At 56.9% G+C, this 19175-nt stretch carries 15 protein-coding genes, 1 tRNA gene and 3 pseudogenes; 10 read left to right on the top strand and 9 right to left on the bottom strand.

Annotation, left to right across the window (positions count from 1 at the left end; genetic code table 11):
- Positions 1 to 45: 45 nt before the first annotated feature.
- Both QEG70_RS02920 and ruvX read right to left on the bottom strand, forming a co-directional pair.
- Complete coding sequence (locus tag QEG70_RS02920) at positions 46 to 969, bottom strand: MIP/aquaporin family protein (RefSeq protein ID WP_308719277.1); 924 nt, start codon at positions 967 to 969, stop codon at positions 46 to 48.
- 165 nt (positions 970 to 1134) lie between these two features.
- On the bottom strand, positions 1135 to 1605 hold the full coding sequence (gene ruvX, locus QEG70_RS02915; protein ID WP_308719276.1) for a Holliday junction resolvase RuvX: 471 nt from the start codon (positions 1603 to 1605) through the stop codon (positions 1135 to 1137).
- A 75-nt stretch (positions 1606 to 1680) separates the two neighbouring features.
- On the opposite strand from ruvX, the gene gatC reads away from it, so the two are divergent.
- From gatC to QEG70_RS02895, 4 genes are all read left to right on the top strand, one after another.
- Positions 1681 to 1968 carry an Asp-tRNA(Asn)/Glu-tRNA(Gln) amidotransferase subunit GatC gene (gatC, locus tag QEG70_RS02910; protein ID WP_061276141.1) on the top strand — a complete coding sequence of 96 codons (288 nt, stop codon included), beginning with the start codon at positions 1681 to 1683 and terminating at the stop codon, positions 1966 to 1968.
- 1 nt (position 1969) lies between these two features.
- Entirely contained in the window at positions 1970 to 3454 is a 1485-nt protein-coding gene (gatA, locus tag QEG70_RS02905; RefSeq protein WP_308719275.1) for an Asp-tRNA(Asn)/Glu-tRNA(Gln) amidotransferase subunit GatA, read from the top strand.
- Positions 3451 to 4899: an Asp-tRNA(Asn)/Glu-tRNA(Gln) amidotransferase subunit GatB gene (gatB, locus tag QEG70_RS02900; RefSeq protein ID WP_308719274.1), complete on the top strand. Its 1449-nt coding sequence runs from the start codon at positions 3451 to 3453 to the stop codon at positions 4897 to 4899. The genes gatA and gatB overlap by 4 nt, the downstream gene beginning before the upstream one ends.
- Before the next feature lie 99 nt (positions 4900 to 4998).
- A tRNA-Ser gene (locus QEG70_RS02895) sits at positions 4999 to 5091 on the top strand.
- Between the two features lie 71 nt (positions 5092 to 5162).
- Here the strand turns inward: QEG70_RS02895 and QEG70_RS02890 are convergent.
- Both QEG70_RS02890 and QEG70_RS02885 read right to left on the bottom strand, forming a co-directional pair.
- Positions 5163 to 6068, bottom strand: coding sequence for a tyrosine-type recombinase/integrase (locus QEG70_RS02890; protein WP_308719273.1), 906 nt, complete (start codon positions 6066 to 6068; stop codon positions 5163 to 5165).
- Between the two features lie 120 nt (positions 6069 to 6188).
- A protein-coding gene (locus QEG70_RS02885; protein WP_308719272.1) for an IS5 family transposase occupies positions 6189 to 6949 on the bottom strand; the annotation gives its coding sequence in 2 pieces (ribosomal slippage) (positions 6189 to 6616 and positions 6616 to 6949; 762 coding nt in all).
- 71 nt (positions 6950 to 7020) lie between these two features.
- On the opposite strand from QEG70_RS02885, the pseudogene QEG70_RS02880 reads away from it, so the two are divergent.
- The 3 genes and pseudogenes from QEG70_RS02880 to QEG70_RS02870 all read left to right on the top strand — a co-directional run.
- Positions 7021 to 7543: pseudogene (locus QEG70_RS02880) on the top strand (integrase core domain-containing protein); the annotation flags it as partial.
- A 161-nt stretch (positions 7544 to 7704) separates the two neighbouring features.
- Positions 7705 to 8415, top strand: coding sequence for an autoinducer binding domain-containing protein (locus QEG70_RS02875; protein ID WP_308719271.1), 711 nt, complete (start codon positions 7705 to 7707; stop codon positions 8413 to 8415).
- Between the two features lie 40 nt (positions 8416 to 8455).
- On the top strand, positions 8456 to 9124 hold the full coding sequence (locus QEG70_RS02870; RefSeq protein WP_308719270.1) for an acyl-homoserine-lactone synthase: 669 nt from the start codon (positions 8456 to 8458) through the stop codon (positions 9122 to 9124).
- A gap of 708 nt (positions 9125 to 9832) precedes the next feature.
- Here QEG70_RS02870 and QEG70_RS02865 read toward each other — a convergent pair.
- The 4 genes from QEG70_RS02865 to QEG70_RS02850 all read right to left on the bottom strand — a co-directional run bounded on the left by QEG70_RS02865 (position 9833) and on the right by QEG70_RS02850 (position 14753).
- Entirely contained in the window at positions 9833 to 10654 is an 822-nt protein-coding gene (locus QEG70_RS02865; protein ID WP_308719269.1) for a 2OG-Fe(II) oxygenase, read from the bottom strand.
- Between the two features lie 86 nt (positions 10655 to 10740).
- Positions 10741 to 11355 (bottom strand): hypothetical protein, encoded by a 615-nt coding sequence (locus QEG70_RS02860; RefSeq protein WP_308719268.1) that lies wholly within the window; start codon positions 11353 to 11355, stop codon positions 10741 to 10743.
- Positions 11356 to 11403: 48 nt separating this feature from the next.
- Complete coding sequence (locus QEG70_RS02855) at positions 11404 to 14064, bottom strand: EAL domain-containing protein (protein ID WP_308719267.1); 2661 nt, start codon at positions 14062 to 14064, stop codon at positions 11404 to 11406.
- Positions 14064 to 14753, bottom strand: coding sequence for a hypothetical protein (locus QEG70_RS02850; protein WP_308719266.1), 690 nt, complete (start codon positions 14751 to 14753; stop codon positions 14064 to 14066). Before QEG70_RS02850 ends, QEG70_RS02855 begins: the two co-directional genes overlap by 1 nt.
- A gap of 260 nt (positions 14754 to 15013) precedes the next feature.
- On the opposite strand from QEG70_RS02850, the gene QEG70_RS02845 reads away from it, so the two are divergent.
- The 3 genes and pseudogenes from QEG70_RS02845 to QEG70_RS02835 all read left to right on the top strand — a co-directional run.
- Positions 15014 to 15574 (top strand): recombinase family protein, encoded by a 561-nt coding sequence (locus tag QEG70_RS02845; RefSeq protein ID WP_308719265.1) that lies wholly within the window; start codon positions 15014 to 15016, stop codon positions 15572 to 15574.
- Between the two features lie 210 nt (positions 15575 to 15784).
- A pseudogene (locus QEG70_RS02840) lies at positions 15785 to 16226 on the top strand (IS5 family transposase); the annotation flags it as partial.
- Positions 16227 to 16285: 59 nt separating this feature from the next.
- Positions 16286 to 16965 (top strand): annotated as a pseudogene (locus QEG70_RS02835) (IS5 family transposase); the annotation flags it as partial.
- Between the two features lie 301 nt (positions 16966 to 17266).
- On the opposite strand, the gene QEG70_RS02830 reads toward QEG70_RS02835, so the two are convergent.
- On the bottom strand, positions 17267 to 19111 hold the full coding sequence (locus QEG70_RS02830; RefSeq protein ID WP_308719264.1) for a hypothetical protein: 1845 nt from the start codon (positions 19109 to 19111) through the stop codon (positions 17267 to 17269).
- Positions 19112 to 19175: the final 64 nt, after the last annotated feature.

Below are 19175 nucleotides of genomic sequence, written 5' to 3'. Positions count from 1 at the left end.
CGGAATATGTCACGTGTGGGTTGCGCCTTGCGCGGGCCTGCCGGTTCAGGCCGGTCCTGCGCCGGGGGGCACATGGTCGGGATCATCGGGGTGGTTGAGCTTGCGGTGCGGGTCATCAAGCCCCGGCACGCGGCCATGGTGGCCAAAATTGACCAGGCGCGCCTCAAGCAGGTGCAGCTTGCCCAGAAGGTTCATGCGAATGGCCATGACCGCAAGCGATGCCCCGGCAAATGGACCCACCACGTAAACCCACAGCCCCGACCATTGCCCGGCAAACAGTGCCGGGGCCAGCGTGCGCGCAAAATTGACGCTATTGCCCGAAAGCCACGCCGTAATGGGGTTAAGCACGAGAAAGAACAGCCCGCCCGACCAGGGCGTGATGAACTTCCACCGTGGGTGGGCGGCCAGCCAGTACAGCATGGCGATCAGCGCCGCAGTCACGAACATTTCCGACCACATGGCCCACCAGATTGAAATCTGGCCGTAGGGCACGGTCGCGCCATAATGCACCGCCACGGCCATGTTGCCCCACCACGCAATCAGCCTGCCCGCTTCATACACTACCGCCGTGCCGATAAAGGCACCGATGACCTGCGCGATCATGTAGTTCAGCGCATCCACCCCGCCGATGCGCTTGGCCAGCGAGAATGCCAGGGTGACGGAGGGGTTGATATGCGCCCCGCTGACCTTGCCGAACGGCGTCATGGCCGCCGCCGTGCCCGACAGGCCAAAGCACAGCCCGCACAACGCGGTCTGGATATAGGGATGGTGCATGAGCACCCCCCCGAGTGGACTGGCGGGCGCGCTGAGCAGGATGACCGCACTCAGCCCGAGGATCATGAGGATGGCGGTGGCGATCGCCTCGCAGAAATACAGCTTCCAGTGAAACAGGTTGTGCGGGTGCGGGTCGCCTGCCAGCGGGCGGTCATGCACATGGATATGAAGGTACGGCAGGTGTGGCAGGCGCATGGCCGGGCATCCTTGTTTATGCAACATGGGTCCGGCGAAAGAAGCGTTTGGGAGGGGTCACGTCCCGGTGCGCGCCGGTGGTGGGAGCCAGCATAGCAGCCCCCGCACCGCCGGGGTCCGGTTTTGGCACAATCCAGTCATGCCATCACGAATTCGAAAGTGCCCCTACTCCTGCGGGATCGATGCATCAAGGGCGGCCTGCAAAATGTAGGCCGCCGCCATCTGGTCCACCACCTCGCCCCGGCGCTGGCGCGTCATGTCGGCCTCGGCAATGAGGAAGCGGTTCACGGCGGAGGATGACAGCCGTTCATCCCACATGGCGGCAGGCAGGCCGGTCATGTCGGACAGGTTGAGCGTCCAGTCGCGTGCTGCCTGGGCGGCGGGGCCGAAGCTGCCATCAAGCGAGAGCGGCAGGCCCACCACCAGGCCGCCCACATCCTGCGCACGGGCAATTTTACTGATTTCGGCGGCATTGACCGACAGTTTTGCGCGCTTGAGCCCTATATGCGGGGAGGCCAGCATCAGCCCCACATCTGACAGCGCGATGCCGATTGTCTTTTTGCCAGGGTCAAGGCCAAGCAGGCGCTGGTCGCGGCGCAGGCCAGCACGGAGATCGGATATGTTGAACAGGGGCATGGTCGGGGGTATGTTCCTCAGCGGTCCTGCGCCGCAGGATATTCTGCCCCTGTTCTGATGGAAAGTTATTGCTTCATGTCGCTTGATCCCGCGACCGTCCGCCGCATTGCCAGACTGGCACGGATTGGTATTGACGAGTCTGATGTTCCCGCCCTGCAAGGGGAGCTTAACGGGATCCTCGGCTGGGTCGAGCAGTTGAACGAGGTCGATGTCGAGGGGGTGCCCCCCATGGTCGGCACGGGCCATGCCGCCCTGCGCACGCGCCCGGACGTGGTGACCGATGGCAACTGCCGTGATGCCGTGCTGTCCAACGCGCCCGATGGCGTTGGCCCCTTCTATACCGTGCCCAAGGTTGTTGAATAAGATGAGCCTGACCGAACTGACAATTGCCGATGCCGCAAGCGGCCTGCGTGCGCGCAAATTCAGCGCCGTGGAACTGGTGCGCGCGCATACCGACGCCATCGCCGCCCTCAACCCGCGCCTGAACGCCTACATCACCACCACCGCCGATGAAGCGCTCAAGGCGGCGCAGCAGGCTGACGAGGTTCTGGCCAAGGGCGAGGCCCGCAGCCTGACCGGCATTCCGCTGGGCATCAAGGACCTGTTCTGCACCAATGGCGTGCGGACTACGGCGGCGAGCAACATCCTCAAGAATTTCGTGCCCCCCTATGAAAGCACGGTCACGGCCAACCTGCTGCGTGATGGCGCGGTGTTTGTGGGCAAGACCAATCTTGATGAATTCGCCATGGGGTCGGCCAACATCACCTCCGCCTTCGGCCCGGTTGAAAACCCGTGGAAGCGTAACGGCGATGACGCGGCGCTGGTGCCCGGTGGCTCGTCTGGCGGGTCGGCTGCCGCCGTGGCCGCCGGGCTGGCCATGGGGGCGACCGGCACCGATACCGGCGGGTCCATCCGCCAGCCCGCCGCCTATTGCGGCATCGTGGGGCTCAAGCCCACCTATGGAAGGTGCAGCCGGTTTGGCACCATTGCCTATGCCTCATCGCTCGATCAGGCAGGCCCCATGGCGCGCAGCGTGCGCGACTGCGCCATCATGCTCCAGTCCATGGCCGGTTTTGACGAGCGTGACAGCACCAGCGTCAACTGCGATGTGCCGGATTATTCCGCCGCCGTGGGCCGGAGCCTCAAGGGGCTGAAAGTGGGCATTCCCGCCGAATACCGCGCCGAGGGCCTCTCCGCCGAGATCGCGGCAGCGTGGCAGCAGGGCATTGAATGGCTCAAGGCCGCAGGCTGCGAGATCGTGGATGTGTCCCTGCCCCACACGAAATACGGCCTTGCCACCTATTACATCGTGGCCCCTGCCGAATGTTCATCCAACCTCGCCCGCTATGACGGCCTGCGCTTTGGCGAGCGCGTGCCCGGTGATACGCTCGACGCCATGTATGAAGCCACCCGCCGCGCGGGCTTTGGCCCCGAGGTGCGTCGCCGCATCATGATGGGCACCTATGTGCTCTCGGCTGGCTATTACGATGCCTATTACCTGAAGGCCCAGAAGGTGCGCACCCTCATCCGCCGCGACTTTACCGAGGCGTTTCAGAAGGTGGATGTGCTGCTCACCCCCACAGCACCCACCCCTGCTTTCGCGCAGGGCGAACAGAGTGATGATCCGGTCCAGATGTACCTGAACGATATTTTCACCGTGCCGGCCTCCATGGCTGGCATGCCCGCCATGTCCGTGCCCGTGGGGCTGGGTGCGACCGGCCTGCCGCTGGGGCTGCAACTCATCGGCCGCCCGTTTGATGAGGAAACCCTGCTGGCCACCGGCAGCGCGCTGGAACAGGCCGCAGGCTTCACCCACCGTCCTGCCATCCGTGCGGAGGCCGCGAAATGACCTACACGATCGAAGGCAAGACCGGCGCTTGGGAAATCGTGGTGGGCCTTGAGGTTCATGCGCAGGTCATCAGCCATTCCAAGCTGTTCTCCGGGGCATCGGCGTCCTATGGCGGTGAGCCGAACACGCATGTGAGCCTGGTCGATGCGGGCTTTCCGGGCATGCTGCCGGTGCTGAACCAGGAATGTGTGGCCCAGGCCATCCGCACGGGCCTCGGCCTGCGCGCGCGCATCAATCTGGAAAGCCGGTTCGACCGCAAGAACTACTTCTATGCCGACCTGCCCACGGGCTACCAGATCAGCCAGTTCACCCACCCGATCGTGGGTGAAGGCACGGTCGAGATCGAACTGGCCGATGGCACCGTGCGCCATATCGGCATCACGCGCCTGCACATGGAGCAGGATGCGGGCAAGTCCATGCATGACCAGGACCCCGCCCGCTCCTTCATCGACCTCAACCGCGCTGGCGTGGCGCTGATGGAGATCGTGAGCGAGCCGGACATCCGCTGCCCCGAGGAGGCTGGCGCCTACCTGCGCAAGCTGCGCCAGATCCTGCGTTACCTGGGCACGTGCGATGGCAACATGGAGGAAGGGTCCATGCGTGCCGATGTGAACGTGTCGGTGCGCAAGGCGGGCGAGCCGTTCCGCACGCGCTGCGAGATCAAGAACGTCAACTCGATCCGTTATGTCATGCACGCCATCGAGGTCGAGGCCACCCGGCAGATCGAGGTGTGGGAAGATGGCGGCGAAGTGGATCAGGAAACGCGCCTGTTCGACCCCTCGCGTAACGAGACCCGCTCGCTGCGCAGCAAGGAAGACGCGCACGATTACCGTTACTTCCCCGACCCTGACCTGCTGCCGCTGGTGGTGGAGCAGGAATGGGTGGACGAACTGGAGCGTGCCCTGCCCGAACTGCCGGATGACAAGCGCGACCGCTTCATCAAGGAATATGGCATCCCCCGCTACGATGCCAGCGTGCTGGTGGCCGAGCAGGCCATTGCCGATTATTACGAGGAAGTGGCCAAGGGCCGCGATGCCCGCCTTGCTGCTAACTGGGTAACGGGCGACCTGTTTGGCGCGCTCAACCGCACCGGCCGCACCATTACCGATAGCCCGATCTCGGCTGCGGCACTTGGTGGCATGCTGGATCTGGTGTCGGACAAGACCATCAATGGCAAGATCGCCAAGGAAGTGTTCGAGGACATGCTCGAAACCGGCGACAGCGCCGCCGCCATTGTGGAGCGCAAGGGCCTGAAGCAGGTGACCGACACCGGCGCGATTGATGCTGCTGTAGCTGACGTGATGGCGCGTAATGCCGACAAGGTGGAAGAATACCGTGGCGGCAAGGACCGGCTGTTCGGCTTTTTTGTTGGCCAGGTGATGAAAGCCATGGCGGGCAAGGCCAATCCGGCCATGGTGAATGAAGCCCTGAAAAAAGTTTTGTAAAAACGGGCTTTAACGCATTTTAGGGCTATGCAGGGTTGCCGCAACACGATAGAAGCAGCCCTGCAAACGCCGTGTTACTTATAATGCGCGCTCTTCGGCGGAGGGGTGGCCGAGTGGCTGAAGGCGGCGGTTTGCTAAACCGTTATACGATGTCAAGTCGTATCGAGGGTTCGAATCCCTTCCCCTCCGCCAGAACTTCTTGTAAATAAACAGGAAATTGCCAAGCGCCCCACGGGGCGCTTTGGTCGTTTCTGGACGGTTTTTCAGGCCGGTGTGGTAGCAATTGTGGTACCTGCCGCAAAAATCTGCTCTGCCTGGAACTGGACCCGCTCCTGTTCCTCCACGGTCAGGAACCCCAGATAGTTCTGTTCTGTTACCTTCACGGAACTGTGTCCAAGGTGGCGGGACAGGCGATAGATATTCCCTCCTTCCTTCAGCCAGCGCACCGCGAAGGCATGCCGCAGGTCATGCACCCCGAAGCGCCTAAACAGTGGATTGTCGCGCTGGATGCGCCGCATGATCTGGGCGTGGTTGGATGAGAAATTGGCGAACGGCTTGCCTGTGGTGCTGCTCGTATAGAGAAAGCCAGTTGCTGCCCCCTGCTCCAGTGCCCCGGTGGCGTTGCCGCCGGGCGTGTGCCAGCTGATGGTGCGCGGCCTGCTGGTCTTGGTTTTGGTCAGCAGGATCTGGCGCTTGGGGCTGTCCACCTGCCAGCGCTCGAGCATTACCGCCTCGTTCATCCGCATGCCGGTCTCTGCCAGCAGGGTCAGGATACCCGCGATACCGGGTGGGGCCGCATCGATGGCGGTCTGGATTTCCCGGCGCGTGGGTGGCCGCCTGGGCTCGCGCCGCTCGCGGATGATCGTGCGGTCGAAGGCCTGGACCGGATTGTCCGTGCGCCAGCCGATCGAGCAGCAGAAGCTCAGCAGGCGCGAGAGCGCGGTCAGGTCGCGCTGGATGGAGGCGTTGGAAATCTGTTTTCCCTCCCCGTGAAGTCTGACCGAGCCGATACGCTTGCGGTCGCTGATCCAGTCGGCAATGTCGCGCGTGGTGATGGAGGCCACCAGCAGGGAGCCGAAGCGCTCGTCAAACCGGCGGATGCTCGACAGGTAGCGCGTGCGGACTGAGTCCTTCACGCCGTCCAGCCCCTCGGTCGACCAGCGCACCACGGCAGCCTTCCATGATTACTCGCCCGGCACGTCCAGGGCCGCGCGCTCGAGCCGGAGGCGGAAGGCCTTTACCCGCCTTTCCGCTTCCCGCGCATCAGTTGTGCGTAGGCTCAGGACTCATTATTTGAGATAGAAGATGAAGTTTGCTGCGATGTGGATTGCAGACATGAATGTATGAGCACAGCGGTCGTATCTGGTCACAACACGCCGCCAGTCTTTCAGCTTTGCGAACATGTTTTCGATAAGGTGACGCTTTTTATAGAGATGCCAGTTGTAAGGCAGCTTTATTTTCCGGTTCTTTTTCGGGGGAATACAGGCAGTGATATTGCGTTCTGCAAGCGATAACCTGATCCGGTTGCTGTCATAGCCTCTGTTCCCGATGACTTCTTCCGTCTCGTCGGGGAGATCGGCCAGAAGCACATCTGCGCTTCTGAAGTCACTGATCTGTCCCGTAGTCAGATGAAGACGGACAGGCCGACCCAGACCATCGCACACGGCATGGAGTTTTGAGTTCAGGCCGCCTTTCGTGCGTCCGATATGGCGGGGAAAACCCCCTTTTTAAGCAGGGAGGCTGATGTCCGGTGCGCCTTGAGATGTGTTGCATCAATCATCAGGCGCTTCGAACGGCCAGCCTGTTCTGTCAGGGCGACGAAGATCCGGTCAAAGACACCCAGGCGGCTCCACCGGATGAAGCGATTATACAAAGTCTTGTGCGGACCATACGCTTTCGGGGCGTCTTTCCACTGAAGGCCGTTGCGGATCACATAAACGATCCCGCTCAGAACACGCCGGTCATCCACCCGTGGCACTCCGTGCGCCAGAGGGAAAAACGGCTCAATCCGCTCCATCTGGCTCTCAGATAGTAAAAATACCTCACTCACAGCCTCACCTCCATCGGTAAGCCTGTGAATCACAATGCCCTACTCAGTTCAACAAATTAATAGGTCCTGAGCCTAGGCAGCGCTGGAGTCTGGATTTTGTGTCTGACGCCCTGATCTGTGGCCGCCGGTTCCGCATTCTGGCTGTTATCGACGATTTCAGCCGGAAAAAACCTGGCATTGGTTGCCGACACATCGCTGTCAGGCGCACGTGTGGCGCGGGAACTGACAGCTCTGGTGGAGCGATATGGCAAACCCCTCATGATTGTCAGCGACAACGGGACGGAATTCACATCCCATGCCATTTTGAAATGGGCCGACGGGATGCAGATCGAATGGCATTATATCGCCCCGGGGAAGCCGCAGCAAAACGGGTTTGTCGAAAGCTTCAATGGTCGGCTCAGGGATGAATGTCTCAATGAAACGCTGTTCACGTCCCTGACGCATGCCCGCCGGATTCTGGCTGACTGGCGGGAAGACTACAATACGGTACGCCCACATTCTCAACTGAATAGCAGGACACCGGATCAGGTCGCCAGACAAGGGTCTCGGGGGCACGTCAGCCCGGCAGGTGATAAAAGTGGGTGTTCTGGTTGAACCATAACACAGTGTCGCCGGGGCAGGATGGAATGATCTGGTTTCCGGCCTCAAAAGCGAGCCAAACTACCATAATGGTGAGTGCGGTCATAAATATATAGAATAAGGATATCATATAATTTAGGTTTATCCTTGAATGGCATCATGGGGCAACGCAATAGATGGCGGGATTGACAATCGACCTCCTATCGAAGCTGCATGACTTCGAGAACGCAAGCACCAAACACGATCTTCTAACTGCCTACCTTGACGCCGCCCTGACCGTTGGCGGCGTCCATATAACCATTGTGGAATTAAACAGGACTGAAGACCCTAAGGAAAATTTCATACATGTCGGCTATCCAGAGGAATGGGTAAATTTTTATATTGAGAATAATTATATAATTTCTGATCCAATAATAAAAAAATCTAGATTTATGAGTCATCCGTATTTCTGGCATGAAATACGCAATATAAACAAAAAAGAAAAAAAGATAATCAGGGATGTATCAGAATTTGGTATAAAAAAGGGAATGACAATACCATTCCATACACATGACAGATTGGTTTATGCCATATGTTTTGCATTTACAGACAAAAACTTAGATCAAGAAGTTGAAATTTATCTGCGTGCCTTATCTAATTTTTTCATTACCAGTTATAAAAAGCTGGATGAACCGGCAGATGTGTTGGTCCCTATTCTTACTCCGCGTGAAAAAGAATGTCTGAGATGGACAGCCAAGGGTAAAAGCTCATGGGAAACCGGGATGATTGTTGGTGTCAGTGAGAGAACCGTTAATTTCCATATCAACAATGCATTGCTGAAGCTGAAATGTACAAATCGTATCATGGGTGTGGTGAAGGCCATCTGCGCCGGTCTGATTGAACTGTAAAACCTGTCAGACCTGACAGGTAACCTGACTGTCGATTTTCATGAATAATCCTCTTACCCAACAGCAAGAGGGCGTATCCATGATAGAAGTCGTAACCGTTGAAAACGCCCATTGGTGCGGAACAGCCCTCGCTGAGCAGTTTAGGTTTCGCTACCGCCATTTTGTGGCCAATGAGCAGTGGGAAGTTCCTTTCTACAAAGGTATGGAATACGACCAGTTCGATACTCCTGCCTCCGTCTATCTTGTGTGGCGCGATGTCGCTGGCGTGGTCAGGGGTATGGTCCGTCTGCTGCCAACAAACCGGCCTTACATGCTGGAAACACTCTGGCCCGATATGATGCCCAATCCGATTGTTCTCTCTGGGCCGAACGTATGGGAAATCACCCGTTTTGGCGTCGAGCGCAACATGTCGCTATCCCTGCGCAAGCAGATTTCGGCCGAACTGATCCTGGCATGCATTGAGTTTTCGGTTCTGAATGGGATTGACACCTATCTGTTCCTAACCGCGTGGGGCGTTCTCAAGCGGATTGTACCCGGAGCCGGTGTAGAAGCCCATATTCACATGAGAAAGACGCTTCCATCAGGCCATGATGTCGCTTCTGCCGTAGTGCCCGTCTCGCAGGATATTCTTGATAAGGCGCGAGCAAAGCTAAATATCCACTATGCCGTTCTCAATAATGACAGCATTGAGCACCAGAATGCAGCATAACAATATGAATGAAGATACGAAAACGAAAGCAAACGATATTAAAGCCGCGTTATCGTTTCTGCGCGAAGAAGCAAGAAGGTGCGGTCTAACACAGACTGATAACTCGCTTTCCATCACAGAAATAATAATAAATATTGAAATAAATAAATAAAATTTTAATAGGAGTAATAAATTGTTCATCCGCGACGGTGATATTGAATACCTCGCAAAGAAATTGTTTTCACAACGCTATCCATTTCGGAAATGGGAGGTCACGTCGAATTTCACATCCGGCGGCGCCACAGAAGATGAAAAGGAAAAGTTTATGGATATGGCCCGGCGTCAATTGTCAAGCTGGCATCCGGTGTAAGTTAGATCGCTCCACCTGGAGCCGCCTAGTTTTCTACGCGATCAACTCACGCTTCCTCATCTTCTTCGCCCTCAACGACATGACCTGTCTCCGTCGCAGCTAGTTCTGCCGCGCCTGATCGACGCGAGGGCAGATGCCCCGGTTCTTCTTGATCTTCAGCAGGAACAGGACCGCCTTCATCCTGTCAAGCAGGTTGTCCGGCTCGGCCTGATCGATCCGGTCCCACCTGCTACAAGTTTAATTACTGGCGGCATTGCGAATATGCTGGGCACATTCTGAACGACCTGACAGTTCGAGCGAGCCATCCTATGATCACAGGCTTAACGATAATTTGTAGGATATGGCTCTCAATTAAAATTTTATCTAAAGTTTTGCTTACGTTTTCTGTGCCGTATCCATCTTGCTGTATCAATAACAAAATGCGGAAGTATGTTCCGTATGAGGATTTCCGCTCTCTGCATGGTCGATTGTCCGCTGTTGGATAGATAGATCGTGCTTTGTTCTGTTCTGTCAGCTTTTATTTTTGGTGCCGTATAAAAATATGTAATGAGTGTCCGCCGTAGATACCCTGTTCGCGCCGCTTGGGGGTGTCCATGCCATGAAACAGGCGACTGGAGCATGAGAACGCTGCGTCCGAACCGGGGAACAATTTTTCTGACAGGCCGGGTTGGATTTTTCTGCCACAGTTCCAGCAGGCCGCCATATTCCGGCTTCCAGTCATGATTGAGGTAAGTCAGCAAAGCTAGGCGATTTTCCAGACACGTATGGGGATGATAACGAAAATCGGTATGGACCTGAAAATGTCCCTGCCCCGCGACTTCATGCATGCCGCCCCCATAAAGATAAGGGTCGGGAAGCAGATTCGTGATTCCTGTCAATCTGGTCAGCAGCCTGAGGAACGGTGCACCGTTCACAATATCAAAATACCGTTGTATTGCGGTAGGCATGACGGATTGTGTGCTGGTCGAACGCTTTGACTGAAGCTGGTTCTGGAATACATTTATATTGTTTACATGATCGAGATTAAAAGCCTGCAACGCTTCGTTCAGCAGGGAATCACAGAACATTCCGTCCATGACCAGATGTGGAAATGGCCTGGCTGTCCTGAACTCTTGCGCAAGACTGTCCAGCCGGGAAGAGTCAGATCGGTCCATTCTTTTTAACAGGGGCACGTACGACATCTGCTATCCTAACAATAGTCTTTCCGGGTGCGGCAGGGTGTCGGGTTATTTGTAGAAAATCTGATCTGGTCGAAGGCCGGAAAAATTCAGAAGGGATTTCGTTTCTGTATCTGTGAAGACGCGATTGCGTATTTATGATGTACTGTTCCAACATGGCACCATGCCTTGCCATGCTCGGCAGGAATAGTGCCCCGGCTGGCCAAGGTATTCAACATGCTTTCCAGTTCCGCAAGCAGAAGGGCATGATTCTGCAGAGGTGCCATCAGGGGCACCTTGTAAGGGAGCAGGAAATGACCCGTCACGGGAACGCTCCCCCCCTTCTGTGGCGGTAACGGGTCATTTATGATGGTGCTGACAGCCTCTGTCAATTTCAGAAAACCGCGCAGGAAATCATCATTATAGGCAAAATTTCCAGCCCTGCTCTGTGACCGGATTTCTTTTTCGGGAGAAGGCGCATTGATCCACGCGATGTAATGTTTCGCATGTAAAGTATGCAACCCGTCTGCGCTGGCAAATACGTGGTCAATCTCCACACGTTCGTCTGTTCCAAGTGGTAGGGTAATGCCATGCATTACGGGTAGGCCGCTTGCCACAAGCATCTGCGCAACGGGATCATCTGCGGCAGGCTGTCCGCATAGTTGCTGCCACAGGGCGGCATCTCCGCCAGCAGGGAAATCTGGATTGCGGTGCGCACGTGTCATGTCCGGTCTCCTGCAACAGATAAAGCTCCAAATCCGATAAGAAAGCTTTTATTGTAAAGAATTGGTAACTGGGGAGCGTCTCCCCTTCATCACGCCGTTATTCATGTCCGCATCATGCTGCCTGCCGGACTGTGGTGAACACCCGGTATCGGGGTGCGCCTTCAGCCATGCTTCAAGATCCCGCGCATCCAGGGGTCTGGAAGAGAAATATCCCTGTATCACGTCGCAGTTGATCCGCCGGAGCAGGTCAAGCTGCGCTTGCGTTTCCACCCCTTCCGCCACCACGGTCATGCCCAGGCTCCGCCCGATACCTATGATGGCCGTGACCACAGAGTGAATCTTGCCCGTCGGTTCAAAGCCATCCATGAAGCTCCGGTCAATCTTGAGTTCGTTAAGTGGCAGGTTTGCAAGGTTCGACAGGCTGGAAAAACCGGTTCCGAAGTCATCCATTGAAAGTCCGATGCCCATGCCCCGGATCGCCTGAGCGGCGATGAGGGTCTGATCGTAATTTTCTATCATCGCACTTTCCGTCAGTTCGATGGTCAGACGCTGTGGGGAAATGCCGCTTTCGTGCAGGATCTCGCCAATCAGGCGTGGCAGGTCGGGATTTCTGAAATGCAACGCGGATATATTGACCGATACGACCGGAACGTCCACCCCTGCCTGCATCCATAGGGCCATCTGTCGACAGGCCGCCCGCAGTGACCACAGCCCGATTGCTTCGATCTGTCCGGTTTCTTCCGCCAGGGGGATAAAACGGCCCGGTGATATCATGCCCAAGGTTGGGTCGGTCCATCGCGCCAGGGCTTCCACCCCTTCCAGTCGGCCGGTCGCGGCATGGACCTGCGGCTGGTATACCAGATAGAGCTGGTCCCTCCTGATCGCCTCCTTCAGCGCGTTGGCCAGCAGGATCTGGTCCGCCGCTTGCCGGTTCATTTCCTCGTTGAAGAAACGGTAGCAGTTACGGTTGGCATTCTTTGCCTGCGACAGGGCCGTTTCCGCCTGCTGCATGAGTATTTCCGTCTCCCGTCGGCCGCTGTCATTATCCGCAATGCCGATACTGGCCGTAATGGTAACAGGAACCTCGTCAATCACGACCGGCTCCACTACGGCTTTCATGACGGCATCGGCCAGTGCCGTGGCTCGTTCCACCCCACCGGTCGTGATCAGGGTGAATTCGTCTCCCCCGCTGCGGGCCAGCAGATCATCACTGGAAATGAGACCGGATAGCCGCCGGGCCAACGCAGCCAGCAGCATGTTGCCTGCCGGGCGTCCCAGTCCGTTATTGATGGCCCGGAACCGATCTAGGTTGATGATCAGGGCCAGCAGGTTTTCATGCCGCGCGCGCGCGGCTCGCTGCCTGATACCGTGCCGCAGCCCGGTCCGGTTGGGCAGGCCCGTCAGTGTGTCATACTGCGTAAGCCGCGCGATATCCTCACGCGAGCGCTGCTGTTCGATGGCAAGCGCGCACAGATGCAGGCAGGCATCGGCAATCCGCCGGTGCCATCTGCCCGGTGCGCGCTTGGCACGGAAATAGAAAGCCAGGCTGCCACCTACCCGGCCGTCACGTAGCAGGATCGGCACCGACCAGCAGGCCATGAGGCCATGCGGGATGACAAACTGCCAGAACCCCTTCCATTTTGGATCGGCTTCAATGTCTGGTGTAACCACTTCCCTACCGGTGAACAGTGCCGTGCCGCATGACCCGACCTCAGGACCTATCTGCAGGTCAGCGCAGACTTCGGCAATCTGTGCGGGCAGCCGTGCGCGCGCTACAGGGTGCATGCGCTGTTCATCATCCACGACCACGATCTGTGTTACGACATCCGGGGCGATACGTTCAATCTGGCGGCACATCAAGCCGAGGATTTCGTTGAAAGACAGGTTGCTGGTCAGCGCCCCCATCATATCCTTATGCAGCGCCTTTATCTGCTCGCTGCCCGTAATGTCATTCAGCACCACGATCACTTCGTGCAGTTCCTCATAGGGGCTGCATAAAGGCGTTACGGTTGCCAGAAGCCAGATGTCCTGGCCTGTGTCGGTGCGGGAATAGATTTCCAGTTCGAAGGGCCGACAGCGCTGCAGACGGCGGCGAAAGGCCTGTAATGTTGCAAGATCGCCCTGCTGCCCGGACAGAAAGGCCGAGAAATCAGCCCCTTCCATACCCTCGGCGCAGATGCCCGAAAACCGGGCCGCCGCTGCATTGGCATAGGTAATGCGGCACTGGCTGTCCAGTATCAGGATGCCGCATGCATTGCGTTGCACGATGGTGGCATACTGAAGGTCCTGTTCCCGTCGGGACAGATCCCGTGTCACGTCGCGCAGGGAAATGACAAACACCTGCTGTCCCGCCCCCTCGACCCGTGCCACGGACATCTCGGCAGAAAACGCTGTACCGTCATGCCGCAGCAAGGTCAGGTGGTGGTGGTTTTCTGTAGTGGAACGACAGACCTTACCCCCGGATACGCCGGATGGGCACAGCGCGACATTCGTCAGGTTCTCACCAAAGGTACAGGGCAGGATGTCTGTCCCGGTGGGAAAGAGAATATCGAGTTTCCGGCCGACCAGCCCGGGAGTGGGGCCACCCCAGATACGGGCCGCGTTATCATTGGCAAAGATGATTGTGTTATCATTGCTGACAAGCAGAATACCCGTATCGATGCTTTCCAGCAGTTTGTCCGGAATGGGATAGGTCTGTCGTTCGCCCATTAGTCTGGCCTGCCTGTCTGTTGTGTTCTGGTGGGTAAATGAATAACGACGCCGTTCTCAGGGTTCTGTGTCCGGTAGCGTTTGAGAAAAAGCGGGGACGTGTCTATCCCTTCTTCCCCCTGCTGCCAGTTTTCAGGACGAGATAGCCCGTAGGGGTCCCCATCACAACGTACGACCGCCCATGCCGCGCAGTCCCGTTCCGCCCCACATCCCGCAAGCAGTCCGACCAGCGTGATGCGGGTATCGGAATCATAGGATGCCGTCAGGGTCTCGTTGCCGCGGAATATCAGGCTGAATGGCGCGGCGCGGTCCGGGCTGCCAAATGTGATGTCGATTAGGATAAGGCCGGCTTCGGAATGCTTGGGGCCGAAAATGATTTCTCCCCCCGCCTGATCAATAATCAGGTGCAGCCACAGAACTTGAAAAGGACCAAAACTGTCGATTTCCAGCGTCCCCCCCTGCAGGACGTATTCCCAACTGCTCCACCGGGCCAGGTCGATCAGGTTCGTGCGGACCCAAGCCCGTGATCCTATGACGAAGCGATAGGAAGACAGGTCCGACCTGCGTGAAAGGGGAAGTGATCTGTTTACAACCTCAATCACGTTGTTCCAGTTGAAAAAGCCGTTTCTGACCGCGGTCTCGTCCGCGCGGACTACAAGGGAGCAGCTATTGTCCGTTGCCATCTTCATATGTATCGCCTGTCTCAAAAATACTCGCACCAGCAAGGAAGTTTCGGGGTTTCTGACCGCTGGCTATTGGGCCAAAATATGAAATATTTGTGGCGTGACCTTTCTGCCCGATGTGAAGCCGCATGATGGTGGAGGTGATGAGGACGTAACGGAATTTATTTTTGCATAAGACCCGTCATTTGAAAACCAAAAAAATGCTGGCTATGCGTTCGCGCAATCGTCTATAAAATAAGGATAATGTGCCAATATAAACGAAGAATATGATGCTGATCGGGTACGCGCGCGAAAATGCGGAAGAAGCGACGCTTCTCCATCAGGTAGAAGCACTTCGAAAGGCGGGTTGTCAAAAAATATATGAGGAAAAAGTTCCTACAATGAGCCGAAACTGGCCCATTCTGGGGGGCGTCATGACGGAACTTTCTTCTGACGATACTTTGGTTGTCTATTCTCTGGACCGTCTCGCCTGGTCAACGCCCCACCTGCTGGAGGTGGCTGATCGACTGCGTGAAAAAGGAGCAGGGCTGCGCTCCCTTTGTGAACCCTGGGCCGATACTACCGTTCCCTATGGGAAAATGATTCTTGGTGTTTTTGCCGGCATTGCCGAATTTGAACGCGCATTAAGCCGCAACCTCACGGAAACGGGTAGGAAACGGGCCAAGGAACGGGGTGTCCATCTTGGTCGGCCAGCCAAGCTCAGCGCAGAGCAGATTGCGACGATCCGGAAGCTTGTCCGTGACGAGAACCTCTCCATTTCAGAAGTTGCAGCCCGTTTTGGCGTGCATAAAGCCACCATCTATCGGGCAGTTACCAATAACAAGTAAGAACTGCTTACGATGTGAATTGGACCGAATGTTTTGATAAAGGCTTGCAAGCTGGAATACACGATAAGCCCGCATGATAATTGCCACAAAATACTGTGGCGGAGAGTTTTTTGTGATCGTTTAAACACCAGCGTATATAGGGCTTGTTAGGCTCAGGACCCATTGATATGAGTGGCTGGATGTGATTCAGGCTTCTTGAGGAGACTGAAGATGAGTGACCTGTATTGGCTGACGGATGAGCAGATGGAGCGTCTGCGGCTCTTTTTCCCGAAGAGTCATGGCAAATCTCGTGTTGATGACCGTCGTGTGTTGAGTGGATCATTTTCGTGAACAGAAATGGTCTGCGTTGGCGTGATGCACCCCGGGAATACGGTCCACACAAGACGCTCTACAATCGCTGGAAGCGCTGGAGTGCTATGGGGATATTCATCCGCATGATGGAGGGACTGGCGACCGGCAAGGCAGAGCCTCAGACGACCATGATTGATGCGACCTATCTCAAGGCACATCGCACAGCTTCGAGCCTGCAGTTAAAAAAGGGGATCCAGGCCGTCTGATTGGGCACACCAAAGGCGGGATGAATACGAAGCTGCATGCCGTCACCGACCGGAACGGACGTCCGCTCGACTTCTTCATAACAGCAGGCCAGATTAGGCTCAGGACCTATTAATTTATTGAACTGAGTGGGGCATTATGATTCACAGGCTTACCGATGACCGTCGTGTTCTGAGCGGGATTGTTTACGTGATCCGCAACGGTCTTCAGTGGAAAGACGTCCCGAAAGCGTATGGTCCGCACAAGACCTTATACAACCGCTTCATCCGGTGGAGCCGCCTGGGTGTCTTTGACAGGATCTTTGTCGCCCTGACAGAACAGGCTGGCCGTTCGAAGCGTCTGATGATTGATGCGACACACCTCAAGGCACACAGAACAGCGGCGTCACTGCTCAAAAAGGGGCTTTTTCCCGCCATATCGGACGCACAAAAGGCGGACTGAACTCAAAGCTGCATGCCGTGTGTGATGGCCAGGGCCGGCCTGTCCGCCTGTATCTGACTGCTGGACAGGTCAGTGACTTCAAAGGGGCTGATGTTCTTCTGGCGGACCTGCCGGAAGAAACAGAAGAGGTCATCGGGGACCGGGGTTATGACAGCAACCGGATCAGACGATCTCTTGGCGAACGGAACATTATCGCCTGCATTCCACCGAGGAAAAACCGGAAATCAAAGCCATCTTACAACTGGCACCTGTATAAAAAGCGCCACCTTATCGAAAACATGTTCGCAAAGTTGAAAGACTGGCGACGTGTGGCAACCAGATACGACCGGTGCGCTCATACGTTCATGTCCGCAATTCAGATCGCAGCAAGCTTCATCTTCTATCTCAAAGAATGAGTCCTGAACCTAGGTATCTGGCCCATATGCAGGGTTTGACAAACTCTATTCAAACTTTTCTATCAATAGGGTCTGTCAGGCCTTGATGTAGTCTGCTGTAACAGCGATGAGGAAGAGTGTGGCTGTTGGTTGCAACAGCCAGGAAATCGCAAATATTGTTCGCCGAAGGATTTCCGGTGGGGCCTCGCTCTTCGGATGAACTTCCTTTCGTTCTCATGATGCAGATTAAGCGCCGGATCTCGTGCGAACGGATGCCTGCCGGAAGGACGTGCCGTGCCCGTTATCGTTCATAACCGCGACATCATGCCGGAACATAAAGGGGCATGGAATCCTCCCACAGGCTGTCCGTCAGGATCCGCTTGTGGCTGCCATCGGCGTTCATGATGAAGATCTGCCCGTAAGGCTGGAACGTATTGTCATACAGCGCCGCCTCGTCACGGAAGCCATATATGCCGCTTGACCACATGATGTGGCCATCGGCAGTCCATACGGCATGGCCATCATTTGCGCCGCTGGTGGTCAGCCGTTTCAGCCCGGTTCCATCGGGCCGGATGGTGAAAATATCATAATTTTCGTCATCGACCCGGCGCGTGAATACGATCCGGCCACCATCGGGCGACCAGCCGGGCAGGTTGTCATATGCGGTGGTCAGCACGCGTGTCTGCCGGGTTTGCAGGTCCAGTATGCGCAGGCCCATGTTGTTTTCGCCCCACACCCGGTACACGACCTGCTGGCCATCAGCGGAATAGCTGGGGAAACCGGAATGTATGGTGCCATCGGTCAGGGCTTCGACCGCGCTGCCGTCGCGGCGCATGCGCATGACCGTTGCCTTGCCCGTGCGGCGCGCCTGGAACCACTGGCCCAGCCCGAAGGCGATCCACTGCCCGTCGGGTGACCATGCGGGGGCAAACGCCCCGGCCATGCCATGGTCCACCTGTGCCGGGTTGAGGTTCGTGCTGGAGACATCAAAGATCCGTTTCCGGTCCGATCCATCCGGGTTCATGGTGGCGATGGAGGAATTGAACGCCTTTTCCGTCAGCACCAGCCTGCCATCTCGTGACAGGCCGGGAAAGACATCCGTATGCCGGTAGTCCCGCTGCGGATCCCAGCTATACAGGGGCTGGTTCTGGGCAAACGGGCGGAAACTGACCTTTTCATAGATGACCGTCCGGCCATCGGGGGACCATGCGGGGGAACGCAGCGTCCGGCGCACGCTGGCAATGCCTGTGGTATAGGCCAGCCCCTCATCCGGCCCCCCTTTACGGTGATACCCGATGATTTCCGCCGTAACGAACTGGGGAAAGACCTTCAGCCCCGGGCCGGACGTATGCTGGACCCGTTCCCCGCTGGTGATATCGACGGACACGATCTGGGAGACGACAGATGCCACCCCTTCGGGCCGTCTGGCCCCCCATGTGCTTTCGGTCAGCATTTCATAAAACACCACCCGTCGGCCATCTGGCGACCATTTGGGGGAGCCAAGGCAGTAGTCGGGGCGGGTCGCAATACGGCGGAAACCCTGTCCATCCGCACCGATTATGTAAATGCTGAGTGCCTGCGTATGTTCCCAGCCCCGGCCATTGTCATGCCCGCGCCACGGAGTGTTGCGATCGGAGGAAAATGCCAGCCACCGGCCATCGGGCGACCATGCGGGGCGGAAGAAACAGTCTGGTCCTGCCTTGTCGCCCTGCACGCGGGCCGACCCGGTCAGGTTGCGCAGCCTGCCCGTGCGCAGGTCCATGACCCAGATATTCGCACGGTATCCATCGCGCGTGGAAACGAAGGCCAGGCGCGTGCCATCGGGTGACAGGGCGGCCGCATCGTCCACGGATGGATGGCTGACCAGGGGGCTGATACCGGTGCCGTCCAGGCGGGCGCGGAATATGTCCGCCTGCCCCAGCCTGTTCCGTTCCGATGTAAAGAGGATGGACTGCCCGTCCGGGGCAAAAGACGCATGATAATCAAGGCCATTTCCCGGCATGAATGGCCTCTCGTCACGCCCGTCAGCGTTGGCAAGGTAAAGCTGTGACACTGATGGCCCGATACGGTTCATCAGCATCACGCCCTTCCTGCGCGGGGCCGCCACGGCACCGGCGGGCAGGAGGAGGGCCGCCCCCAGTATCTTCAACACATTTCGACGATTCATGAAGTTTTTCCCTGTTTTGGGACGTTACGGCTAAGATACGGTCTTCGGGCATGGTCGTGCGGCA

The sequence above is a fragment of the Komagataeibacter xylinus genome (genome assembly GCF_031081985.1).
Lineage (GTDB): Bacteria > Pseudomonadota > Alphaproteobacteria > Acetobacterales > Acetobacteraceae > Komagataeibacter > Komagataeibacter xylinus_E.
The sequence above is the reverse complement of the archived record's forward strand: the minus strand, read 5'-3'. Positions and strand labels throughout refer to the sequence as shown.

What these genes read in the sequence shown, in the direction of transcription:
- QEG70_RS02920 (WP_308719277.1), bottom strand. Translation starts at nt 969, where the DNA reads ATGCGCCTGCCACACCTGCCGTACCTTCATATCCATGTGCATGACCGC.
- ruvX (WP_308719276.1), bottom strand. Translation starts at nt 1,605, where the DNA reads ATGCCCCTGTTCAACATATCCGATCTCCGTGCTGGCCTGCGCCGCGAC.
- gatC (WP_061276141.1), top strand. Translation starts at nt 1,681, where the DNA reads ATGTCGCTTGATCCCGCGACCGTCCGCCGCATTGCCAGACTGGCACGG.
- gatA (WP_308719275.1), top strand. Translation starts at nt 1,970, where the DNA reads ATGAGCCTGACCGAACTGACAATTGCCGATGCCGCAAGCGGCCTGCGT.
- gatB (WP_308719274.1), top strand. Translation starts at nt 3,451, where the DNA reads ATGACCTACACGATCGAAGGCAAGACCGGCGCTTGGGAAATCGTGGTG.
- QEG70_RS02875 (WP_308719271.1), top strand. Translation starts at nt 7,705, where the DNA reads ATGGCGGGATTGACAATCGACCTCCTATCGAAGCTGCATGACTTCGAG.
- QEG70_RS02870 (WP_308719270.1), top strand. Translation starts at nt 8,456, where the DNA reads ATGAATAATCCTCTTACCCAACAGCAAGAGGGCGTATCCATGATAGAA.
- QEG70_RS02865 (WP_308719269.1), bottom strand. Translation starts at nt 10,654, where the DNA reads ATGTCGTACGTGCCCCTGTTAAAAAGAATGGACCGATCTGACTCTTCC.
- QEG70_RS02860 (WP_308719268.1), bottom strand. Translation starts at nt 11,355, where the DNA reads ATGACACGTGCGCACCGCAATCCAGATTTCCCTGCTGGCGGAGATGCC.
- QEG70_RS02855 (WP_308719267.1), bottom strand. Translation starts at nt 14,064, where the DNA reads ATGGGCGAACGACAGACCTATCCCATTCCGGACAAACTGCTGGAAAGC.
- QEG70_RS02850 (WP_308719266.1), bottom strand. Translation starts at nt 14,753, where the DNA reads ATGAAGATGGCAACGGACAATAGCTGCTCCCTTGTAGTCCGCGCGGAC.
- QEG70_RS02845 (WP_308719265.1), top strand. Translation starts at nt 15,014, where the DNA reads ATGATGCTGATCGGGTACGCGCGCGAAAATGCGGAAGAAGCGACGCTT.
- QEG70_RS02830 (WP_308719264.1), bottom strand. Translation starts at nt 19,111, where the DNA reads ATGAATCGTCGAAATGTGTTGAAGATACTGGGGGCGGCCCTCCTCCTG.